Origin of the sequence: Acidovorax sp. FJL06 (assembly GCF_003852545.1) — a bacterium.
In the GTDB taxonomy this organism is placed as follows: domain Bacteria; phylum Pseudomonadota; class Gammaproteobacteria; order Burkholderiales; family Burkholderiaceae_C; genus Acidovorax.
Genome location: NZ_QAJR01000047.1, coordinates 21,203 through 40,542, shown reverse-complemented (window position 1 = coordinate 40,542; position 19,340 = coordinate 21,203). Strand labels below are relative to the sequence as shown.

The 19,340-nt window shown below is 67.1% G+C and carries 17 protein-coding genes; 3 read left to right on the top strand and 14 right to left on the bottom strand.

Going from position 1 to position 19,340, the window contains the following annotated elements; all coding sequences use genetic code 11:
• Window positions 1-156: 156 nt before the first annotated feature.
• Window positions 157-1,134 (bottom strand): tripartite tricarboxylate transporter substrate binding protein, encoded by a 978-nt coding sequence (locus DBV10_RS21220; RefSeq protein ID WP_124515548.1) that lies wholly within the window; start codon window positions 1,132-1,134, stop codon window positions 157-159.
• A gap of 442 nt (window positions 1,135-1,576) precedes the next feature.
• Here DBV10_RS21220 and DBV10_RS21215 point away from each other — a divergent pair, with 442 nt between their 5' ends.
• Entirely contained in the window at window positions 1,577-2,614 is a 1,038-nt protein-coding gene (locus tag DBV10_RS21215; protein WP_233590009.1) for a beta-propeller fold lactonase family protein, read from the top strand.
• Window positions 2,615-2,732: 118 nt separating this feature from the next.
• Window positions 2,733-3,725: a tripartite tricarboxylate transporter substrate binding protein gene (locus DBV10_RS21210; RefSeq protein ID WP_124515546.1), complete on the top strand. Its 993-nt coding sequence runs from the start codon at window positions 2,733-2,735 to the stop codon at window positions 3,723-3,725.
• 73 nt (window positions 3,726-3,798) lie between these two features.
• Here DBV10_RS21210 and DBV10_RS21205 read toward each other — a convergent pair whose 3' ends face one another.
• The 13 genes from DBV10_RS21205 to DBV10_RS21145 form a co-directional block, all read right to left on the bottom strand.
• The gene (locus tag DBV10_RS21205; RefSeq protein WP_124515545.1) at window positions 3,799-4,083 is read right to left on the bottom strand and encodes a helix-turn-helix transcriptional regulator; all 285 of its coding nucleotides are present in this window, start codon (window positions 4,081-4,083) and stop codon (window positions 3,799-3,801) included.
• A 207-nt stretch (window positions 4,084-4,290) separates the two neighbouring features.
• Window positions 4,291-5,562 (bottom strand): hypothetical protein, encoded by a 1,272-nt coding sequence (locus tag DBV10_RS21200; RefSeq protein WP_124515544.1) that lies wholly within the window; start codon window positions 5,560-5,562, stop codon window positions 4,291-4,293.
• Between the two features lie 88 nt (window positions 5,563-5,650).
• Window positions 5,651-6,070 (bottom strand): hypothetical protein, encoded by a 420-nt coding sequence (locus DBV10_RS21195; protein ID WP_124515543.1) that lies wholly within the window; start codon window positions 6,068-6,070, stop codon window positions 5,651-5,653.
• Window positions 6,067-6,465: a Fur family transcriptional regulator gene (locus DBV10_RS21190; protein ID WP_124515542.1), complete on the bottom strand. Its 399-nt coding sequence runs from the start codon at window positions 6,463-6,465 to the stop codon at window positions 6,067-6,069. Before DBV10_RS21190 ends, DBV10_RS21195 begins: the two co-directional genes overlap by 4 nt.
• Before the next feature lie 90 nt (window positions 6,466-6,555).
• The gene (locus tag DBV10_RS21185; protein ID WP_124515541.1) at window positions 6,556-6,885 is read right to left on the bottom strand and encodes an EthD family reductase; all 330 of its coding nucleotides are present in this window, start codon (window positions 6,883-6,885) and stop codon (window positions 6,556-6,558) included.
• A gap of 123 nt (window positions 6,886-7,008) precedes the next feature.
• Window positions 7,009-8,865: an ABC transporter ATP-binding protein gene (locus DBV10_RS21180; protein WP_124515540.1), complete on the bottom strand. Its 1,857-nt coding sequence runs from the start codon at window positions 8,863-8,865 to the stop codon at window positions 7,009-7,011.
• A 138-nt stretch (window positions 8,866-9,003) separates the two neighbouring features.
• Window positions 9,004-9,471 (bottom strand): CopD family protein, encoded by a 468-nt coding sequence (locus tag DBV10_RS21175; protein WP_124515539.1) that lies wholly within the window; start codon window positions 9,469-9,471, stop codon window positions 9,004-9,006.
• Window positions 9,472-9,567: 96 nt separating this feature from the next.
• On the bottom strand, window positions 9,568-10,929 hold the full coding sequence (locus DBV10_RS21170) for a bifunctional diguanylate cyclase/phosphodiesterase (protein ID WP_124515538.1): 1,362 nt from the start codon (window positions 10,927-10,929) through the stop codon (window positions 9,568-9,570).
• A gap of 144 nt (window positions 10,930-11,073) precedes the next feature.
• On the bottom strand, window positions 11,074-11,934 hold the full coding sequence (locus DBV10_RS21165; RefSeq protein WP_124515537.1) for an oxaloacetate decarboxylase: 861 nt from the start codon (window positions 11,932-11,934) through the stop codon (window positions 11,074-11,076).
• A 244-nt stretch (window positions 11,935-12,178) separates the two neighbouring features.
• Complete coding sequence (gene prpF, locus DBV10_RS21160; protein ID WP_124515536.1) at window positions 12,179-13,363, bottom strand: 2-methylaconitate cis-trans isomerase PrpF; 1,185 nt, start codon at window positions 13,361-13,363, stop codon at window positions 12,179-12,181.
• A gap of 36 nt (window positions 13,364-13,399) precedes the next feature.
• On the bottom strand, window positions 13,400-16,036 hold the full coding sequence (gene acnD / locus DBV10_RS21155) for a Fe/S-dependent 2-methylisocitrate dehydratase AcnD (RefSeq protein WP_124515535.1): 2,637 nt from the start codon (window positions 16,034-16,036) through the stop codon (window positions 13,400-13,402).
• A 34-nt stretch (window positions 16,037-16,070) separates the two neighbouring features.
• A complete protein-coding gene (gene prpC / locus DBV10_RS21150; protein ID WP_124515534.1) occupies window positions 16,071-17,231 on the bottom strand; it encodes a 2-methylcitrate synthase in 1,161 nt (386 codons plus the stop codon).
• A complete protein-coding gene (locus DBV10_RS21145) occupies window positions 17,228-17,623 on the bottom strand; it encodes an acyl-CoA thioesterase (RefSeq protein ID WP_124515533.1) in 396 nt (131 codons plus the stop codon). The genes prpC and DBV10_RS21145 overlap by 4 nt, the downstream gene beginning before the upstream one ends.
• Window positions 17,624-17,756: 133 nt before the next feature.
• On the opposite strand from DBV10_RS21145, the gene DBV10_RS21140 reads away from it, so the two are divergent.
• Entirely contained in the window at window positions 17,757-19,244 is a 1,488-nt protein-coding gene (locus DBV10_RS21140; RefSeq protein ID WP_124515532.1) for a short-chain fatty acyl-CoA regulator family protein, read from the top strand.
• The last annotated feature ends 96 nt before the right edge of the window (window positions 19,245-19,340 follow it).

Genomic DNA, 19,340 nt, shown 5'->3' with positions numbered 1-19,340 from the left:
CGGAATTCACCCTGCTCGTCGAAGTCCGTGATGGGGAAGGACAGCAGGCCGGAGCCCATGATGGTTTTGAGGTCTTGGGGGGTCATGTCAGTGCGGGGCGGTGATAAGAAATGGGATGGCGGAAGGAGCGGGCACGGCGGGTTCGTTCACGCCGTCTTAGTCCAGCTTGATGTTGGCGGCGGATACCACGCTGGCCCAGCGTGCGCGCTCCTTGCCAAAGAACTGGTCCTGCTCGGCGGGCGTCATGGTCACCACTTCGGCGCCCTGGCCGGCCAGGCGCGAGCGGATCTCGGGTGCGCGGATGGCGGTGATGAGCGCCTTGTTGAGCTTTTGCACCACGGCCTCGGGGGTGCCGCGTGGCAGCAGCACACCTTGCCAGGTGCCGGATTCGTAGCCGGGCACGCCCTGTTCGGCGATGGTGGGCACGTTGCCCAGCAGCGGCATGCGGGTGGCCTTGGACACGCCCAGCACCTTGAGCTTGCCGTTCTGCACCTGGGGCAGGGTGGCGAGCATGCCGTTCATCAACACCTGGGTCTGGCCTGCCACGGTGTCCTGGATGGCGCTCACGCCGCCCTTGTAGGGGATGTACTGCCAGCGTGCGCCGCTGGCGCGCTCCAGCGCCACACCGGCCAGGTGGGGGGCGCTGCCAGTGGCGGTGACCGCAAAGTTGAGGTCGTTCTTCTTGGAGTAGGCGACCAGTTCTTTCAGGTTGCTCACGGGCACCGAGGGGTGGACCACCAGCAGGTGCGGCGAATAGGCCAGCATGGTCACGCCACGCAGGTCCTTGGAAGGGTCGAACGAGAGCTTGGTATAGACCGAGGGGCTGATGGCCAGCGCGCCCACGTCGCACAGCAGCAGGGTGTAGCCATCTGGCTCGGCCTTGGCCACGAAGTCTGCGCCCAGGTTGCCATTGGCGCCGGGCTTGTTCTCGACGATGACGGGCTGCTTGAGCGCCTCGGACAGCGACTGGCTGATGGAGCGCGCAATGATGTCCGAGCTGCCGCCGGGCGGGTAGGGCACCACGATGCGCAGGGTCTTGGCAGGCCAGTCCGCTGTCTGGGCGGTGGCAGATACGGATACGGCCGCCAGGGCGGCGGAGCAGGCCAACAGGATGGCGCGGCGGTTGAAGGACATGGATGTTGTCTCCGGCAAGATGTGTTGTTAGTCATCGTACAACTAGGGTGGAAAAAATACAACCCAAGAAATCGAAAACAGGGTGCGATATGCGGAAATTCAGGGTTTTTACCGAGTCGATGATTGGATAGGGCCGCGGGTTTACCAATGATTGAGGGGTGAATTGCTGCCTGGAGACCCCGGGTAATCCCTTTGTCTGTCGGTGCTGCATTGGGATCACAATGCGCATCTTGTTGTATGACGACATATAACAATAAGGACAAAACCCGAACGAATGAAGCATGGCAAGGCGCCGCGCTTCGGGGCGGGAAAGCACAGAAACCACCATGGCACGCACTTCCCATCCATACCTTGGCGGTGCAGCCACCAGCAGGGGACACCCATGACCACTGAACCTCGCAACCGCCACAGGCTCGCGCATTGGGCGCTTGCTGCGGCCACCATGCTGGCGGCACCAGGCCTGTCGGCCGCCACTTGGGTGTATGTCTCCAACGCCGACAGCCAGGACGTGTCGGTGCTGGAACTGGACCGCAGTGCCGGTGTGCTCAAGCCCGTAGACACCCTGCCCGTGGCCGGCACGGCGATGCCCATGGCCGTGAGCCCGGACAAGAAGGTGCTGTATGTGGCGCTGCGCTCACAACCCTTCCGCGTGGTGAGCCTGGCCATCGACCCGGCCAGCGGCAAGCTGCGCAAGCTGGGCGAGGCCCCGCTGGCCGACAGCATGGCCAACATCGCCACCGATGCCACGGGCCGCTGGCTGTTTGCAGCGTCTTACCCGGGCCACAAGATCACGGTCAACAGCATTGGCAAGGATGGCCTGGTGGGGGCGGTGCAGCAGCTCATCCCCACGGCGCCCAACGCGCACGCCATCCATGCCGATGCCGCCAACCGCTACGTGCTGGCCACCAGCTTGGGCGGCGACAACCTCTCGGCCTGGCGCTTTGATGCCGACACCGGGCGCCTGACCGCCCACGAGCCGGCACTGACCCCGGTCACGCCCGAAAAATCGGGCCCGCGCCACTTTGTGTGGGACCAGGCCCAGCGCATGCTGTACCTGCTCAACGAGCTGGATGCCTCGGTGCACGTGATGGCCTACGACAAGGAGCGCGGCACGCTGCGCCCGGTGCAGCGCACCACGGCGCTGCCGGCGGGTTTTGCCGGCAAGCCCTGGGCGGCCGACCTGCACCTGTCGCCCGATGGGCGCACGCTGTATGCGTCCGAGCGCACCTCCAGCACGCTGAGCAGCTTTCGGGTGGACGCGGCCACCGGCCAGCTCCAGCCCCTGGGCCAGGTGCCCACCGAGAAATCCCCGCGCGGGTTTGCGGTGGATGCGTCGGGCCGCTTCCTGATCGCGGCGGGGCAGGAGTCGCACCATGTTGCGCTGCACCCCATCGACCCGGCCACTGGCCTGCCCGGCGCGCCCACCCGCGTGCCCGTGGGCAAGAACCCCAACTGGATCGAGATCGTGGACCTGCCCTGAGCCAGCAGGGAGCAGGCATTTTTTGCGCCCGCGCCGCTCCCACCGCACAGCTCTCTGGCATCCCTCTTTGCGCCCTTTTCCATCCATTCCGATTCCCATCCTTCTGGAGACAAGCACCATGCAACGCAGAACACTCATCCACACTGCGGCCCTGGCGGCCGCAGGCAGCCTCGTGGGCCTGCCCGCCCTGGCCCAGGGCACCTGGCCCACGGGCAAAACCATCAGCTACGTCGTGCCTTTTGCGGCGGGCGGCACCACCGACACGCTGGCCCGCCTGATCGGGCAGCAACTGGGCACGGCCCTGGGCACCACCGTGGTGGTCGAGAACAAGGGCGGGGCGGCGGGCAGCATCGGGTCGGAGGCGGCGGCACGCTCGGCCCCCGATGGCTACACGCTGCTGGGCGGCACCGTCAGCTCGCATGCCATCAACATCAGCCTGTACCCCAAGCTGGGCTACGACCCCATCAAGTCGTTCAGCCCCGTCACGCTCATCGGCACCAACCCGGTGGTGCTGGTGGTGTCCGCCGCCAGCCCCTACAAGACGCTCAAGGACGTGCTGACGGCCGCCAAGGGCAAGCAGGGCGGCCTGTCGTCGGCATCGGCCGGCACGGGCAGCTCGCAGCACCTGGCCGTGGAGCTGCTGGCCTACAAGTCGGGTGTGAAGTTCACGCACATCCCCTACAAGGGCAGCGGCCCGGCCATCCAGGACGTGATCAGCGGCCAGGTGGACATGATGTTCGACACCACGGTGGTGGCAGCCCCCCACATCCAGAGCGGCAAGCTGCGCGCCATTGCCGTCACCTCGCCCAAGCGCCTGGGCTCGATGCCTGACGTGCCCACGGTGGCCGAGTCGGGCGTGGCGGAGCTCAAGGACTTTGAAGTGCAATCGTGGCAGGCCATCTTCGTGCCGGCCAACACGCCCGTGCCCATGGTCACGCGCCTGCACGACGAGATCCGCAAGATCCTGGCCCAGCCCGACATGCAAAAGCGCCTCACGGGCTTTGGCATGGAGCCCGCCGACATGACCACGGCCCAGATCGCCACCTTCCAGAAGGCCGAGGTGGACAAGTGGGCGCAGGTGATCAAGGCGGCCAACATCAAGGTGGACTGAGCCGCCGCCTTGCTTTCGCAGCAATCTCCCTTGTCAATGACTTGCGGAATGGCCTTCGGGCCATTCCGTTTTTTTAGCCTGCGTCCGGCGTGCGGGGCGTGAGGACGTAGCCGGGATGCTGCCCCGTGAGCAGCAGGAACATGGCGTACACGGGGCCTTGCATGTTGCGCTCGTCGCTCATGCTCTCCAGCGCCTGCCAGGTGCGCGACTGCACGCCGCCCCGGCTGCCGGTCTGCAGCGGGTAGCCCATCAGCTCGGCGGCCTGGGCCTGGCTGAGCCCCGCAGCCACCCGGCTGGCCTTGAGCTGGTCGCCGTTGGGGATGGGCATGTCGAGGGGGAGCGCTGGGTTGGATGTCATGGGCGGAGTGTTGATGGGGTTGCCATCAAAATAATAGCTGCTTGCGCAAGTGGTGAAAGCGTTGCGGCTCGCTTTTGTCCGAACCCCGGGTGTCCGATGCATCCACTTCATCACGGTGGCACTCCCAACGCGATCTCCCAAAAGACCTTGAACAGGTTCTGAGCGCCCGGGGGGCGGGCCCGCCCGGGCGCTGCGGGTGGCATCCGCCTACCGCGCGATCCCCAGCCAGGCCAGGGCGGTCGGGCGGAAGTCGAGGTTGGTGCGGCGTGCCACTTCGAGCGTCGCGGTGTTGATGGCCACCAGCTGGCGCGCGCCCGGGTCGGAGAGGTAGACCTCGTCCCGCGCTTCGTTGGCCACCAGGGAGGGGAACGGCGCCGCCGCAGGGGCGGCCGGAATGGCGCCCGCAATGGATTTGCGGGAGGTCCAGCCCGAGGCGCCGCGCTCCAGGGCATGCAGGGTCCCGGCATCGTCCAGCACGAAGAAGTAGCGCCCTGCACGATCAAACCCATGCGCACGGCGCAGGCGCCCTTCGGTCCAGCCGGCGATGCTGATCGCGGTGGCCGTGCCGGCTGCCGTGTCGATGTCATAGAAGCGGGTGGTGGACGGCGTGCCGGCGTTGCCCATGCCGATGAAGCGGGCCCACTGCGCATGGCCGGCGACCGTGCTCACGCCTGTTGCGGTGGCAATCTTCGTGGCCGCTGGTGCACCAGTACCCGTGGCCTGGGGGGAGATGGCGAGCACACCGTCTGCACAGCCCGCCACCGTGGTGTTGCCGCGCGTGAAGCTGCCATGCATCGCGGGGCAGGGCAGATCCAGGCGCCGAACGAAGGTGTATTGCGCCCCCTGGCGGCTGTAGACCTCGGCCTGCGTCGCACCCGTGGCGTCGGGTGCCCGGTAGGTGGCCACCAGAAAGCTGCCATTGGGTTCGGCAAAGCCATGCATGGGCTGCGCAAAGCCGATGCCCGCGCCCACCCGGCCGGCCCCCAGGTCCGCGTCATTGAAAACCACGGCAGAAGCCACCGTGGACGGTGCCCGGCCGTCCATGAAGATGCTGGCCTGGCCCGCCCGGTTGTCGTAGTGGGTGGGCTGGGGCCCGTTGATGCGGAAGTCCAGCATCTTGGGCGCTGCCTTGTAGTCGTGCAGATGGTCTCCGTGGTCTTCCTGCCAGACGCCGGCATCGGCGATCTGCACAGTGTCCTGCGGGCGCTGGAAGGCCAGCGCGTAGCGCCCGCCAGGGCTGGCGTACAGCGCGGAAGGCGGATTGGCGAGCGGAAAGTTCGACACCACGCTGGCGCTGTCCAGGTCATAGATGCGCAGCGTGGCCCCGGCGTCTTCCGCAATCGCCAGGCGGCCTGCGGTGTCGATCTTGACCGACCCATGGCGATCGTTGCTGCTGCCGCCACTGTTGCCGCCGCCGCAACCTGCCAATGCCAAGACGAGGGACAGCGCCAAGCCGCCCTGGAGGGATGAATTCTTCATGGTTGTTCTCACTGAAATGCCGATACGACCCCGCATGCGGATGCGCACTCGTGCGTGCGTGCATGCATGCGGGTTTGCCAACAAGGGGTCAGTGAAGAACGGGCGGGCCGCGTGCGTCAAACAGCGTGGCCCAGCGCGCCACGCAGGCGCCGGCCAGGCGCCGATGGAGGTGAATGCAGGGCGTTTGGGCGTAGGAGAGTGCCGGCGCGCACAGCGCAGGCCCGTGCTGGTGGCCCAGTGCGTCGAACAGGCGGCATTCGCTGCTGTCGTCGTGGCTGGCGAACAGGGCGCCCAGCCCGCCCGGCGCGGGCGCAACGCCCACGCCACGGGCATCCTCCAGGGCCACCTGGCCTGGCGGCGCGGACCGGACCGTGCCGGCATGGGAAGCATGCACGATGCCATGCACCAGGCCCAGCGCCTGCGTGCACAGCACGCACAGCAGCACGAAGGCTGTGAGCCAGCGGCGCGCCGACCCGTCGTGGCGCCGTGGCGCGAAGGGCCCTTTCACGGTCTTTTGTCCCCTGTACGGGCCTTCGGCGCGCAGTCCGCGCAGCGGCCATACAGCGTCAGCTCATGCCCTTCGACGGCAAAGCCCTGGGGCGCCAGCCCCTGCAGGTCACCCGGGCAGGCGTGCACGTCAAACACGCGCTGGCAGCGCGTGCACTGGAAGTGGTGGTGGTGCGACTGCCCGGCGGCTTCGTAGCGCGGGCTTTCGCCGGGCAACTGGACGGCCTGGACCGAGCCAGCTTCCAGCAGGGCCTTGATGTTGCGGTAGACCGTGGCCATGCCCAGGCCCTCGACCGCAGCGCGTGCGGTGTCGAGCACCTCTTGCGGCGACAGCGGGCGCTGCGCGCTGGCGATGGCCGCAAGAATTGCAGAGCGTTGCCGGGTGAGTCGTTCCATCCAGGTGCAGGGTTTTTATTGAGAATGGATTATCAAACAAATCCGCCCCCGGATCGGCAAAAGGAACACGCTTTGTTGTTGCCCGTGACGCTACGCGCTGGCCACCTCGTGCGCCAGCATCTGCGCAAAGTACGACTCGGGCTGGATGTTGGTGTAGTTGGAGATGTCCGCCATCAGCGCTGCAGCCGTCTGCTTGGCGGCGGCCTGGGCCTGCTTCAGGTCGCTGAAGAACGCATTGGTCAGCGCCACCACCTGCCCGGGGCGGGGCTCGCCGGGGTGGAGCACGCGGTCGCTCTCCAGCCGCACCAGGCCCAGGGGCTGCAGGGCTGCGCGGGCAATGCGCATGTGCTCGCGGTGGTAGTAGTCGTGGTCGAACGTGGCGCCCTCGCGCCAGCGGTATACCGCCGTGATTTTGATCATCGGGTCGTCTCCTGAAAGGCGCCGGGCCACCACGGCCCGTGCGTGGCCGCAACGGTAGGCTGTGCACGGGCCGCGCACAACCGCCTGGGCGACAGGGTGTCGCCCAGGCGGCCGCGTTCGTTCTCAATCCTCGTCCGACCCGCCCAGGAACCCGCCGCTCTGGTGCCCCCACAGCCGCGCATACACGCCGCCCTGGGCCAGCAGCTGCGCGTGGGTGCCTTCTTCCACGATGCGGCCTGCGTCCAGCACGATGAGCCGGTCCATGGCGGCGATGGTGGACAGCCGGTGCGCGATGGCGATCACGGTCTTGCCTTGCATCAGGCTGTCCAGGCTTTGCTGAATGGCGGCTTCCACCTCGGAGTCGAGCGCGCTGGTGGCTTCGTCCAGCAGCAGGATGGGCGCGTCTTTCAGCATCACGCGCGCAATGGCCACGCGCTGGCGCTGGCCGCCCGAGAGCTTCACGCCGCGCTCGCCCACCTGGGCGTCGTAGCCGGTGCGGCCGTGCAGGTCGCTCAGCGTTTCGATGAACTCGGCGGCCTCGGCGCGGCGGGCCGCAGCGCGCATGTCGTCTTCCGTCGCATCCGGGCGGCCATACAGGATGTTGTCGCGCATGGAGCGGTGCAGCAGCGAGGTGTCTTGCGTGACCATGCCGATGTTGCGGCGCAGGCTGTCTTGCGTGACATGGGCGATGTCCTGCCCGTCGATGAGCACGCGGCCCGCATGCACATCGTGAAAGCGCAGCAGCAGGTTCACCAGGGTGGATTTGCCTGCGCCCGATCTGCCGATGAGGCCGATCTTCTCGCCGGGGCGGATGGTGAGTTGCAGTGCATCGATGACCGGGCGGCCCTTGCCGGAGGCAGTCCCCTGGTTTTCGTAGGCAAAGCTCACGTTCTCGAAGCGCACCTCGCCGTGTGTTACCTGCAGGGGCTGCGCATCGGGCGCATCGACCACCAGGCGGGGTTTGGTCAGCGTATTGATGCCGTCCTGAATGGTGCCCACGCTCTCGAACAGCGTGGTCATCTCCCACATCACCCAGTGGGCGTGGCCCGACACGCGCAGCGTCATCGCGATGACGGCGGCCACGGCGCCCGCGCCCACCTCGCCCAGCGTCCAGAGCCACAGCGCCGTGCCGCAGGCGCCCAGGATCATCGCCACCACCAGCGCCTGGTTCACGATCTCGAACAGGCTCACCAGCCGCATCTGCGCGTAGCCCGTGAGCTTGAAGGCATCCATGGCCGCACGCGCAAACTCGGACTCGCGCCGTGTGTGCGAGAACAGCTTGACGGTGGCGATGTTGGTGTAGGCGTCGGTGATGCGCCCGGTCATCACCGAGCGCGCGTCGGCCTGCGCCTTGCCCACCTGGCCCAGGCGCGGCACAAAGTACCAGCAGGCCAGGCCATAGGCCACGATCCAGAGCGCAAACGGCACGATCAGCCGCGCATCGAAGCCCGCCAGCAGCACGAGGATGGTGACCAAGTAGATGCCCATGCCGATCACCACATCGGTGGTGGTGAAGATCATGTCGCGCACGGCCAGCGCCGTCTGCATGATTTTGGTGGTGATGCGGCCTGCAAACTCGTCGGCGTAAAACGCCATGCTCTGGCCCAGCATCAGGCGGTGAAAGTTCCAGCGCAGGCGCAGCGGGAAGTTGATGGCCAGCACCTGGTGCTTGAGGCTGGTCTGCCAGGACACCAGCACCAGCGTGCCCATCAGCAGCGCCACGATGCCCAGGATGGAGCCCTTGCGCTCAGCCCACAGGGTGTGCGGCGCCACGGTGGACAGCCAGTCCACCACATGGCCGAGCACGGCGAACAGCAGGGCCTCGAACACGGCAATGGCCGCAGACAGCGCCGCCATGGCCACCACATAGCCACGCAGGCCACGGGTGCAGTCCCACACAAAGGCCATGAAGTCCTTCGGGGGCAGATGGGGTTCGGCGGGGGGATAAGGGGGAAGGCGGCTTTCGAAATACTTGAACACGTAGCAGGGCTCCTCGTTACCCGATGGTAGAGGAGCCGCAGGACCAGGGTGTGTCAGCAGTGGCTTGACCGCGCCTGAAGTAGGTGCACTGTGGCCAGCGGCCAGCGGCCAGCGGCCTGCGCAATGCGCTGCCGTGGGTTACAGCAGCAGGGTGATGGCCACAATGGCCACGCCCAGGCCCAGGTTTACTGCCACCCACTGGCGGATGGCCGCCATGGCCTGGCCGCCTGCGGGCCAGTCAGACGCTGCCACCGCCCGCTGCAGGCGTCGGAAAAGCGCAAAACGGATGTGGCCGAAGATAGCCATCATCACGATGCCCAGCGTGGCCATGATGGTCCAGTCCAGCGGCATGGCGAAGCGTGCGCCCGACTGCACGGCCTGCCGGGCGATGTTGCCGATCATCCACAGCCCGCTGACCAGCACCACCCCCACCGCCACCGTGACGGCGCCCAGAAAACGCTGCAGCACGTCGTGCATCAGCCGCAGGCGCTGCGGCGGCTCCAGCGACTGCGCCGCCGGGCGCAGAAAGAAATGGGCAAACACCATGCCACCGATCCACAGGATGATGGACAGCACATGGGCGAGCTTGAGGGCGTTGTAAAGCATGGGGTGGAACCTTGTGGGGAGGGCGGGGCGGCAGGACTGGCAGCGGGCCTGGATTGTGCAGCGAACGCCCGCCGCACGGGGGCTTGGCCCTGCGTGTCAGAGGGCCTGGGCCTCTGCCTGCGGGGCCACGCGCACCTGGTTGCCGCCATTTTTCTTCGACAGGTACATGGCCGCGTCGGCATGGCCGAGCAGGTGGTGTTCTTCACCACCGTGTTCGGGGTAGATCGCCACGCCAATGCTGGGCTGGATGTTCAGGCGAATGCCTTCCAGGTCAAACGGCTGGGTAAAGGCCGACAGGATCTTGTCGGCCGCTGCCGTGGCGTGGTCGCGGGCCAGTCCGCTTTCGAGCAGCACCACGAATTCGTCTCCCCCCAGACGCGCCACGGTGTCGGAGCCGCGCACGCATTCGAGCAGGCGCTGCGCCACGCGCTGCAGCAGCAGGTCGCCCATGGCGTGGCCCAGGGTGTCGTTGACCTCCTTGAACCGGTCCAGGTCGATGAACAGCAGCGACAGCAGGCACTGGTCGCGCCGGGCGCGGGCCAGCGCCGTCTTGAGCCGGTCGAGAAACAGCTGGCGGTTGGGCAGGTGCGTGAGCGGGTCGTACTGGGCCATGTGCTCCAGGCGTTCGAGCATCTGCTTGCGCTCGATGGCCGCCGCCACCTGCGTGGAGACGAACTGCAGCAGCTCCTTGTCCTTGTCGGTGTAGCGCCCCTGCTCGGTGTAGCTTTGCAGCACCAGCGCGCCAATGGGCCCGTTTTGAGTTTGCAGGGGCACGCCCAGCCAATACAGGGGCGGGCGGTGCTGCGGAGCGGGCGGCGGGTGTGCGGTGCGGTTCTCGGGGGTCAGCAGCAGGGTGCAGCCGTTGTGGATGACCTCGGCACACAGCGCATCCTGCGCCAGCGCCATGGGCGGGGGGGCGGGCAGCGACTCGTTGACGTGGTAGGGGAAGCTCAGCGCATCGGCCTGGGCGTCGTACAGCGCCACCGCAAAGTTGGTGGCGGGAAGCAGCCGCCCGATGATCTGGTGGATGTGCTGGAACAGCGCCTGCAGGTTCTGCGTGGTGTGGGCGGCTTCGGAGATCGCGTAGATCACGGCCTGCATGGACTCGGTGAGGCGGCGCTCGGTGATGTCGTGTGCCACGGCCAGCCGCACCTGTTGCTCGGGCAGCCAGCGCGCCGTCCAGCGGATGTGGGCAATGCCGCCGTCCTTGCGCACATAGCGGTTCTCGAACTGCAGTTGCAGATGGCCGTCGGTCACGCTGCGGGCCTGGCGCTGGGTGATGGCCAGGTCTTCGGGGTGCACCATGTCAAGCATGCGCTTGCCGACCACTTCCTCGGGCCGGTAGCCAAAGATGCGCTCAAACGCCGGGCTGACAAACACGATGGAGCTGTCTGCATTGACAACGCAGACAGCGTCGAGCATCAGGTCCACCACGTTCAGGGAAGGGATGCTGTGCATGGGGCGGCGCGCGCAGAGTGCATGGAGCGGCCATTGTGCCGCGCCCGATCCCTTCGTGCTGCGTTCCGGATGCTTTCCTGCCGCTTGGGTGTGGCGCTGTGTGCACAAACAAACGCGCCGCTTGGCGGGTTCGTTCACACCGTATTAGGTGTACCTGGTTTCGAGTGCGTCCCATTCGGCCTTGCGCACCAGGCGCTGGCGCTCGGCAAACGGTGCCACCAGGGTCGGGTCTTCGTCGATGCGCCGCTGTTCACGCAGCACCGTGAGCGCCTTTTGCATGCCCGCTACCGCGCCCTGCAGCGCCGCGTTGGCATACAGCACCAGGCCATAGCCCAGCGTGGCCAGTTCTTCGGCGCTGGTGATGGGGGTCTTGCCGCCAATCACCATGTTCATGAGCTGCGGCGCGGCCAGGCGCCGGGGCAGGGCGCGGATCTCGTCCAGCGTAGTGACGGCTTCCACAAACAGGATGTCGGCACCCGCCTCTTGAAAGCGCTGGGCGCGTTCCACGGCGGCCTCGAAGCCCTGGGTGGCGCAGGCATCGGTGCGGGCCAGGATGAGGGTGCCCGCGTCGCGGCGGGCGTCCACGGCGGCCTTGATCTTGCCCAGCATTTCTTCGGTGGAGATCACGTCCTTGCCGTTGAAATGCCCGCAGCGCTTGGGGCTGACCTGGTCTTCGAGCTGGATGCAGTCGGCGCCCGCGCGCTCCAGCGTGCGCACCGCGTGGTAGGTGTTGAGCGCGTTGCCAAAGCCGGTGTCGGCATCGACGATGAGCGGCAGCTCCACCGCGTCGCGGATGCGGGCCGTGTGGTCGGCGATGTCGGTGAGGCCCATGAAGGCCTGGTCGGGCAGGCCGAACCACATGTTGGTCACGCCCGCGCCAGTGATGTAAATGGCCTCGAAGCCCTGGTCGGCCACCACGCGGGCGGAGAGGGCGTTGAAGGCGCCGGGCACGATGACGCCCCGGCGGGCCTGGGCCAGGGCTTTGAGTTGTTGTTTGGTGTTCATGGTTTGCTATTTATTTGATAGCTTTTTGCGCTTGTTGAATGGGCGCTATAGGCTATTTTTATAACTATTTGCATACTTCGGATGCCCCCGTCCGTTCGGGCTGAGCCTGTCGAAGCCTTGCACGCACGCGGCAAGCCCTGGCTTCGACAAGCTCAGCCCGAACGGGGGTTGTGGGTGCGGGGCCGAGGCACGCCATGGCGAAGGGATTCATTTCCGAGGGATGCCTCCGGTCTGGCGGTTTTGCTCAAAAATGACCGGCAGGCACGCGCACCCAGCCTTCCATGAGGATGCGGGCGCTGCGGCTCATCAGGGCCTTAGTGACCTGCCATTGGCCGTTGGCTAGCGCGGCTTCGGCCCCTACGCGCAGCGTGCCGGAAGGGTGCCCAAATCGGACGGCGTTGCGCGCGCCGCCGCCCGCCGCTCGGTGGACCAGCGTGCCGGGGATGGCCGCGGCGGTGCCGATGGCCACGGCCGCCGTGCCCATCATGGCGTGATGCAGCTGGCCCATGGAGAGCGCGCGCACCAGCAGGTCGATGTCTTGCGCCTCAATGGCTTTGCCGCTGGAGGCGGTGTAGCTGGCAGGCGGTGCCACGAACGCGATCTTGGGCGTGTGCTGGCGTGTGGCGGCTTCGTCCAGGTTCTGGATCAGGCCCATCTTCACGGCGCCGTGGGCTCGGATGGCCTCGAAGCGCGCCAGCGCCGCCGGGTCTTGGTTGATGTCGCCCTGCAGCTCGGTGCCGGTGTAGCCGATGTCCTGCGCGTTGAGAAAGACCGTGGGAATGCCCGCATTGATCAGCGTGGCGGCAAAGCGGCCGACGCCGGGGACTTCCAGGGTGTCCACCACGTTGCCGGTGGGGAACATGGCCCCCCCTTCAGCGGCAGGGGCCATGAACTCCAGCGCCACCTCGGCGGCCGCAAAGGTCACGCCGTCCAGTTCAAAGTCGCCCGTCTCCTGCACCTGCCCATGGGCCATCGGCACATGTGCCACGATGGTCTTGCCAATGTTGGCCTGCCAGATGCGCACGGCCAAGCTGCCGCTCTGCGGAATGCGTGCCGTGTCAATCAACCCCATGTGGATGGCGCAGGGCCCCACGGCCGCGGAGAGGTTGCCGCAGTTGCCGCTCCAGTCCACCAGGGGCTGGTCGATGGACACCTGGCCGAACAGGTAGTCCACATCGTGGCCCGGCCGCGTGCTGCGGCTCAGGATCACGGCCTTGCTGGTGCTCGATGACGCATTGCCCAGGCCGTCGATCTGCTTGCCATAGGGGTCTGGGCTGCCCAGCACGCGCAGCAGGATCGCATCGCGCGCGGCGCCGGGCTGCTGGGCGGGTTCGGGCAGGTCGTCCAGGCGGAAGAAAACGCCCTTGCTGGTGCCGCCGCGCAGGTAGGTGGCGGGGATCTTGATCTGTGGCGCAAAAGGGCTGGTCATGGTGGTCATATCAAATTTGATAGCTGCTTGCGCTTGTTAGATAAGCGCTGGAGCCTCTTTTTGCTTGTGGTTCTGTGCCAGGAAGTCCTGCGCAAAGCGTTGCAGAACGCCGCCAGCCTCGTACACCGAGACCTCTTCAGCGGTATCGAGGCGGCAGGCCATGGGCACTGGGGCCACCACGCCATTCTTGCGCCGGATGACCAGTGTGAGGCGTGCGCGGGGCTTCAGCGGGCCCTCCACGTCAAAGGTCTCCGTGCCGTCCAGCCCCAGCGTGTGGCGGTTGGTGCCGGGCTCAAACTCCAGCGGCAACACCCCCATGCCAATCAGGTTGGTGCGGTGGATGCGCTCGAAGCCCTCGGCCACCACCACCTCCACGCCCGCCAGGCGCACGCCCTTGGCGGCCCAGTCGCGGCTGGACCCCTGGCCGTAGTCGGCACCGGCAATGATGATGAGCGGCTGGCGGCGGTTCAGGTAGGTTTCCATGGCCTCCCACATGCGCATGACCTGGCCCTCGGGCTCCACGCGGGCGAGCGAGCCTTTTTTGACCTGGCCATCGACCACGGCCATCTCGTTGACCAGCTGCGGGTTGGCAAAGGTGGCGCGCATGGCGGTGAGGTGGTCGCCCCGGTGCGTGGCGTAGGAGTTGAAGTCCTCCTCGGGCAGTCCCATCTTTGCCAGGTACTCACCCGCTGCGCTGTCGGCCAGGATGGCGTTGGACGGCGAGAGGTGGTCGGTGGTGATGTTGTCGGGCAGGATGGCCAGCGGGCGCATGCCCTTGAGCGTGCGCGGGGTGGCGGCCAGCGCGCCGGTGCCTTCGGTGTCCCAGTAGGGCGGGCGGCGGATGTAGGTGGACTGCGCCCGCCAGCCGTACTGCGGCGACACGCGCTGGCCGTCATCGTGCCGGAGGGCGAACATGGGCTCGTACACGGCGCGGTACTGCGCGGGCTGCACGGCGGCCTTGACCACGGCGTCGATCTCTTCGTCGCTGGGCCAGAGGTCTTTGAGGCGGATGTCCTGGCCGTCCACCACCGCCAGCACGTCGCGCTCGATGTCAAAGCGCACGGTGCCCGCGATGGCGTAGGCCACGACCAGTGGCGGCGAGGCCAAAAACGCCTGCTTGGCATAGGGGTGGATGCGGCCGTCGAAGTTGCGGTTGCCCGAGAGCACGGCGGTGGCGTACAGGTCGCGGTCGATGATCTCCTGCTGGATGGCGGGGTCGAGCGCGCCCGACATGCCGTTGCAGGTGGTGCAGGCAAAGGCCACGATGCCAAAGCCCAGCGCTTCCAGGTCGGCCAGCAAACCGGCTTCCTTCAAATACAGCTCCACGGCCTTGGAGCCGGGCGCGAGGGACGACTTGACCCAGGGCTTGCGCGTGAGGCCGAGCCGGTTGGCGTTGCGCGCCAGCAGGGCTGCGGCGATCACGTTGCGCGGGTTGCTGGTGTTGGTGCAACTGGTGATGGCGGCAATGACCACGGCGCCATCGGGCATGCTGCCCTGGCCGGGTGCGGGCATGGCCCAGGGGCCGGCAATGCCCTTGGCGGCCAGGTCGCGGGTGGCCACGCGGGCGTGCGGGTTGGAGGGGCCGGCCAGGTTGCGCACGACGCTGGAGAGGTCGAACGTGAGCGTGCGCTCGTAAACGGCGTCCTGGAGCGTGTCGGACCACAGGCCGGCCTGCTTGGCATAGGTCTCGACCAGCGTGACCTGTTCGGCCGTGCGGCCCGTCAGTGCCAGGTAGGCCAGTGTCTGCTCGTCGATGCTGAACATCGCCGCCGTGGCGCCGTACTCGGGCGCCATGTTGGAGATGGTGGCGCGGTCGCCGATGGTGAGCTTGGCAGCGCCTTCGCCATGGAACTCCAGGTAGGCGCCGACCACCTTGGCCTTGCGCAGGAACTCGGTGAGCGCCAGCACCACATCGGTGGCGGTGATGCCGTCCCGGCGCTGGCCGGTGAGCTGCACGCCCACGATCTCGGGCAGCCGCATCATCGATGCGCGGCCCAGCATCACGTTCTCGGCCTCCAGGCCGCCCACGCCAATGGCGATCACGCCCAGGGCGTCCACGTGGGGCGTGTGGCTGTCGGTGCCCACGCAGGTGTCGGGGTAGGCCACGCCGTTGTCGGCATGGACCACGGGCGACATTTTTTCCAGATTGATCTGGTGCATGATGCCGTTCCCCGCCGGGATCACATCCACGTTGGCAAAGGCCTTTTTGGTCCACTCGATGAAGTGGAAGCGGTCTTCATTGCGGCGGTCTTCGATGGCGCGGTTCTTGGCAAAAGCGTCGGGGTCGAACCCGCCGCATTCCACGGCCAGCGAATGGTCCACGATGAGCTGCACCGGCACGACAGGGTTCACCTGGGCCGGGTCGCCACCCTGCTGGGCAATCGCATCGCGCAGGCCCGCCAGGTCCACCAGGGCGGTCTGGCCGAGGATGTCGTGGCACACCACACGCGCCGGGTACCAGGGGAAGTCACGGTCGCGCCGGCGCTCGATGAGCTGGCGCAGGCAGTCGCCGATGATGGCCGGGTCGGCGCGGCGCACTATGTTTTCGGCATGCACGCGGGCGGTGTAGGGCAGGGTGGACCAGGCGCCGGGTTGCAGGGCTTCGACGGCTTCGCGGGCGTCGAAGTAGTCGAGCCGGGTGCCGGGCAGCTTCTTGCGATGCAGAGTGTTCATGAACGTGGGGCAGGGGGGCTTCGGTCGTTGGGTTTTATTTGCGGTCCTGGATCGGCACGAACGCCAGGTCTTCGGGCCCGGTGTAGTTCGCGCTGGGCCGGATGATCTTGTTGTCAATGCGCTGCTCGATGATGTGCGCAGCCCAGCCGCTGGTGCGCGCGATCACAAACAAAGGCGTGAACATGGCCGTGGGCACGCCCATCATGTGGTAGCTCACGGCGCTGAACCAGTCGAGGTTGGGGAACATGTTTTTCACCTCCCACATCACCGTCTCCAGCCGCTCGGCGATGTCAAACATCTTGGTGCTGCCCGCGTCTTGCGACAGGCTGCGGGCTACGCCCTTGATGACGACGTTGCGCGGGTCGCTCACGGTGTAGACCGGGTGGCCGAAGCCAATGACCACCTCCTTGGCCTCCACACGGCGGCGGATGTCGGCCTCGGCCTCATCGGGCGAGTCATAGCGCTTCTGAATTTCAAACGCCACTTCATTTGCACCACCATGCTTGGGCCCGCGCAGCGCGCCGATGGCGCCGGTGATGGCCGAATACATGTCGCTGCCCGTGCCGGCCACCACGCGGGCGGTGAAGGTGCTGGCGTTGAACTCGTGCTCGGCATACAGGTTGAGCGAGGTGTGCATGGCGCGCTCCCAGGCGGCGCTGGGTGGGGTGCCGTGCAGCAGGTGCAGGAAGTGTGCGCCGATGGAGTCGTCATCCGTCTCCACCTTGATGCGGCGGCCCGAGCTGGCCCAGTGGTGCCAGTACAGCAGCATGGAACCGAGCGACGCCATGAGCCGGTCGGCAATGTCGCGCGCTCCGGGCAGGTTGTGGTCGTCTTTTTCGGGCAGCGCGCAGCCCAGGGCCGACACGCCGGTGCGCATCACGTCCATGGGGTGGCTGGCGGCGGGCAGTTGCTCCAGCGCCTGCTTCACACTCATCGGCAGGCCACGCAGGGCCTTGAGCTTGGCCTTGTAGGCGCGCAGCTCGGCGCGTGTCGGTAGCTTGCCGTGCACCAGCAGGTGGGCAATCTCCTCAAACTCGCAGACCTCGGCGATGTCGAGGATGTCGTAGCCCCGGTAGTGCAGGTCGTTGCCCGTGCGGCCCACGGTGCACAGGGCGGTGTTGCCGGCCGTGACGCCCGAGAGCGCAACGGATTTCTTGGGCTTGAAGCCCGGGGTGTCTGCGGTGGTGGTGGTCATGCGGTCTCCTGGTTTACATAGGCGTTGGTGATGGCAACGGGGCGGCCTTTGGCATCCACCGCCACCATGTCAAAAATCCCCTTCAGCACCTCGTCCTGGGGCGAGCCCAGCGTGGCGGCCAGGCCGGTCACGCACACGGTGAGCGAGCTGCGCCCGATGCGGCTGACCCAGGCGCGCAGCGTGAGCACATGGCCCACGGGCACGGGGGCCAGAAAGCGCACATCCGTCACGCCCGCCATCACCACGTCGCGCTGTGCGGCACCACGTGCCGCCAGAAACGCCGCCTTGGCCATGAGCTGCAGGGCGTTGCCGCCAAACAGCGTGCCGTAGTGGTTGGCCTCTGCGGGGAACACGATCTCCGTCAACTCGACGGTGCTGTTGGGGGTTGTCATGCTTCGCAATTTACGCACAATGGCTTCCCTCGATAAGGGCTGAATTGGCGAATGATTGCGAAGAGGGTGGTGGTGATTTGCAAATCTTGCGAAGATTGAGAATCGTGCGCGCCGCCCTGCAACGAAAGAAACAATGAAAAAAACCTTCATGGGCGTGCGCCTGCGCCGCCTGCGCGAAGAACGCGGCATGACCCAGGTGGCGCTGGCGCGTGCGCTGGACCTGTCGGCCAGCTACCTCAACCAGCTGGAGCAGAACCAGCGCCCGCTCACGGTGCCCGTGTTGCTCAAGATCAACGCCGTGTTCGGTGTGGACGTGCAGCGCTTTTCGGACGACGACGAGGCGCGCCTCATCACCGGCCTGCGCGAGGTGCTGGCCGATCTGCCTGCAGGGTTGGCCGGGGAGGGCGCGGGCGACGCCGTCTCGCTGGCCGAGATCCGCGAGCTGGCCGCTGGCATGCCTGCCGTGGCCCGCACGCTGCTGGCCCTGCACCAACGCCACCGCCAGGCGCTGGAGCGGCTGGAGGCCCTGGGCAGCCTCAACACGCAATGGGGCCTGGGCGATGACCGCAGTGGCCAGGCCCCGCTGCCCAGCCACCCGCCCATGGCCTACGAGGAGGTGCGTGACTTCTTCTTTGCCCGCCAGAACCACATTGCCGAGCTGGACGACGCCGCCGAGCAGTGCGCGGCCGACTGGGGCCTGCAGCCAGGCCGCGCCGACGAGGGACTGGCGCAGCGGCTGCGGCAGGCCCATGGCGTGCGCGTGGTGGACGTGGCCGACCTGCCAGGGCAGGCGCAGCGTGTGTTCCAGGCCGAGGCCGGGCTGCTGCAGCTGGCGGCGGGGCTGGAGAGGGGGCAGCGTGCGTTTCAGATGGCCACGCAGCTGGCTTTTTTGGAGCAGGGCGCCGAGCTGCAGCGCATGGCCGATGGCGCGGGGCTGGCGAGCGACCAGGCCCGGGCGCTGGCGCGCATTGGCCTGGCCAACTACTTTGCGGGCGCGCTGGTGCTGCCCTACACCGCCTTTTTGCGGGCGGCCGAAGCGGCGCACTACGACATCGACCGGCTGGGCCACCAGTTTGGCGTGGGCTTCGAAACCGTGTGCCACCGCCTGTCCACGCTGCAGCGGCCCAGTGCGCGCGGCGTGCCCTTTTTCTTCATCCGGGTGGACCGGGCGGGCAACATCAGCAAGCGGCAGTCGGCCACACACTTTCACTTCAGCAAGATCGGCGGCACCTGCCCGCTGTGGAATGTGTACGAGGCCTTTGCCCAGCCGGGCCGCACCGTGCCGCAGGTGGCGCGCATGCCCGATGGCCGGGCCTACCTGTGGGTGGCGCGCACCGTGGCGCGGGGCGGGGGCGGGTGGGGGGTGCCGGGCAAGGAGTTCTCGGTGGCGCTGGGCTGCGACATCCGGCATGCGGCGCAGCTGGTGTATTCAAGGGGGCTGGACCTGGCCAACCCCGAGGCTGCCGTGCCGATCGGCATGGGCTGCAAGGTGTGCGAGCGCGATGCCTGCCCCCAGCGCGCGTTCCCGCCCATCGGGCGGGCGCTGGACGTGAACGAGAACCACAGCCGCTTTGCCCCGTACCCGGTGGCGGCACCGCCCGCCGCGACCCGCCGGTCATGAAAGATGCTCATCATTTCATAGCTTGTGGCGCATGGCACTGTTGCGCTGGTGGCATTTTTTTCTTAAATAATGGGCGGTAACAGAATGTTGGTTCCG

Excerpts from the sequence above, each read along its gene's own strand:
- DBV10_RS21220 (WP_124515548.1), bottom strand. The coding sequence starts at position 1,134 with ATGTCCTTCAACCGCCGCGCCATCCTGTTGGCCTGCTCCGCCGCCCTG.
- DBV10_RS21215 (WP_233590009.1), top strand. The coding sequence starts at position 1,577 with ATGCTGGCGGCACCAGGCCTGTCGGCCGCCACTTGGGTGTATGTCTCC.
- DBV10_RS21210 (WP_124515546.1), top strand. The coding sequence starts at position 2,733 with ATGCAACGCAGAACACTCATCCACACTGCGGCCCTGGCGGCCGCAGGC.
- DBV10_RS21205 (WP_124515545.1), bottom strand. The coding sequence starts at position 4,083 with ATGACATCCAACCCAGCGCTCCCCCTCGACATGCCCATCCCCAACGGC.
- DBV10_RS21200 (WP_124515544.1), bottom strand. The coding sequence starts at position 5,562 with ATGAAGAATTCATCCCTCCAGGGCGGCTTGGCGCTGTCCCTCGTCTTG.
- DBV10_RS21190 (WP_124515542.1), bottom strand. The coding sequence starts at position 6,465 with ATGGAACGACTCACCCGGCAACGCTCTGCAATTCTTGCGGCCATCGCC.
- DBV10_RS21185 (WP_124515541.1), bottom strand. The coding sequence starts at position 6,885 with ATGATCAAAATCACGGCGGTATACCGCTGGCGCGAGGGCGCCACGTTC.
- DBV10_RS21175 (WP_124515539.1), bottom strand. The coding sequence starts at position 9,471 with ATGCTTTACAACGCCCTCAAGCTCGCCCATGTGCTGTCCATCATCCTG.
- DBV10_RS21170 (WP_124515538.1), bottom strand. The coding sequence starts at position 10,929 with ATGCACAGCATCCCTTCCCTGAACGTGGTGGACCTGATGCTCGACGCT.
- DBV10_RS21165 (WP_124515537.1), bottom strand. The coding sequence starts at position 11,934 with ATGAACACCAAACAACAACTCAAAGCCCTGGCCCAGGCCCGCCGGGGC.
- prpF (WP_124515536.1), bottom strand. The coding sequence starts at position 13,363 with ATGACCAGCCCTTTTGCGCCACAGATCAAGATCCCCGCCACCTACCTG.
- acnD (WP_124515535.1), bottom strand. The coding sequence starts at position 16,036 with ATGAACACTCTGCATCGCAAGAAGCTGCCCGGCACCCGGCTCGACTAC.
- prpC (WP_124515534.1), bottom strand. The coding sequence starts at position 17,231 with ATGACCACCACCACCGCAGACACCCCGGGCTTCAAGCCCAAGAAATCC.
- DBV10_RS21145 (WP_124515533.1), bottom strand. The coding sequence starts at position 17,623 with ATGACAACCCCCAACAGCACCGTCGAGTTGACGGAGATCGTGTTCCCC.
- DBV10_RS21140 (WP_124515532.1), top strand. The coding sequence starts at position 17,757 with ATGAAAAAAACCTTCATGGGCGTGCGCCTGCGCCGCCTGCGCGAAGAA.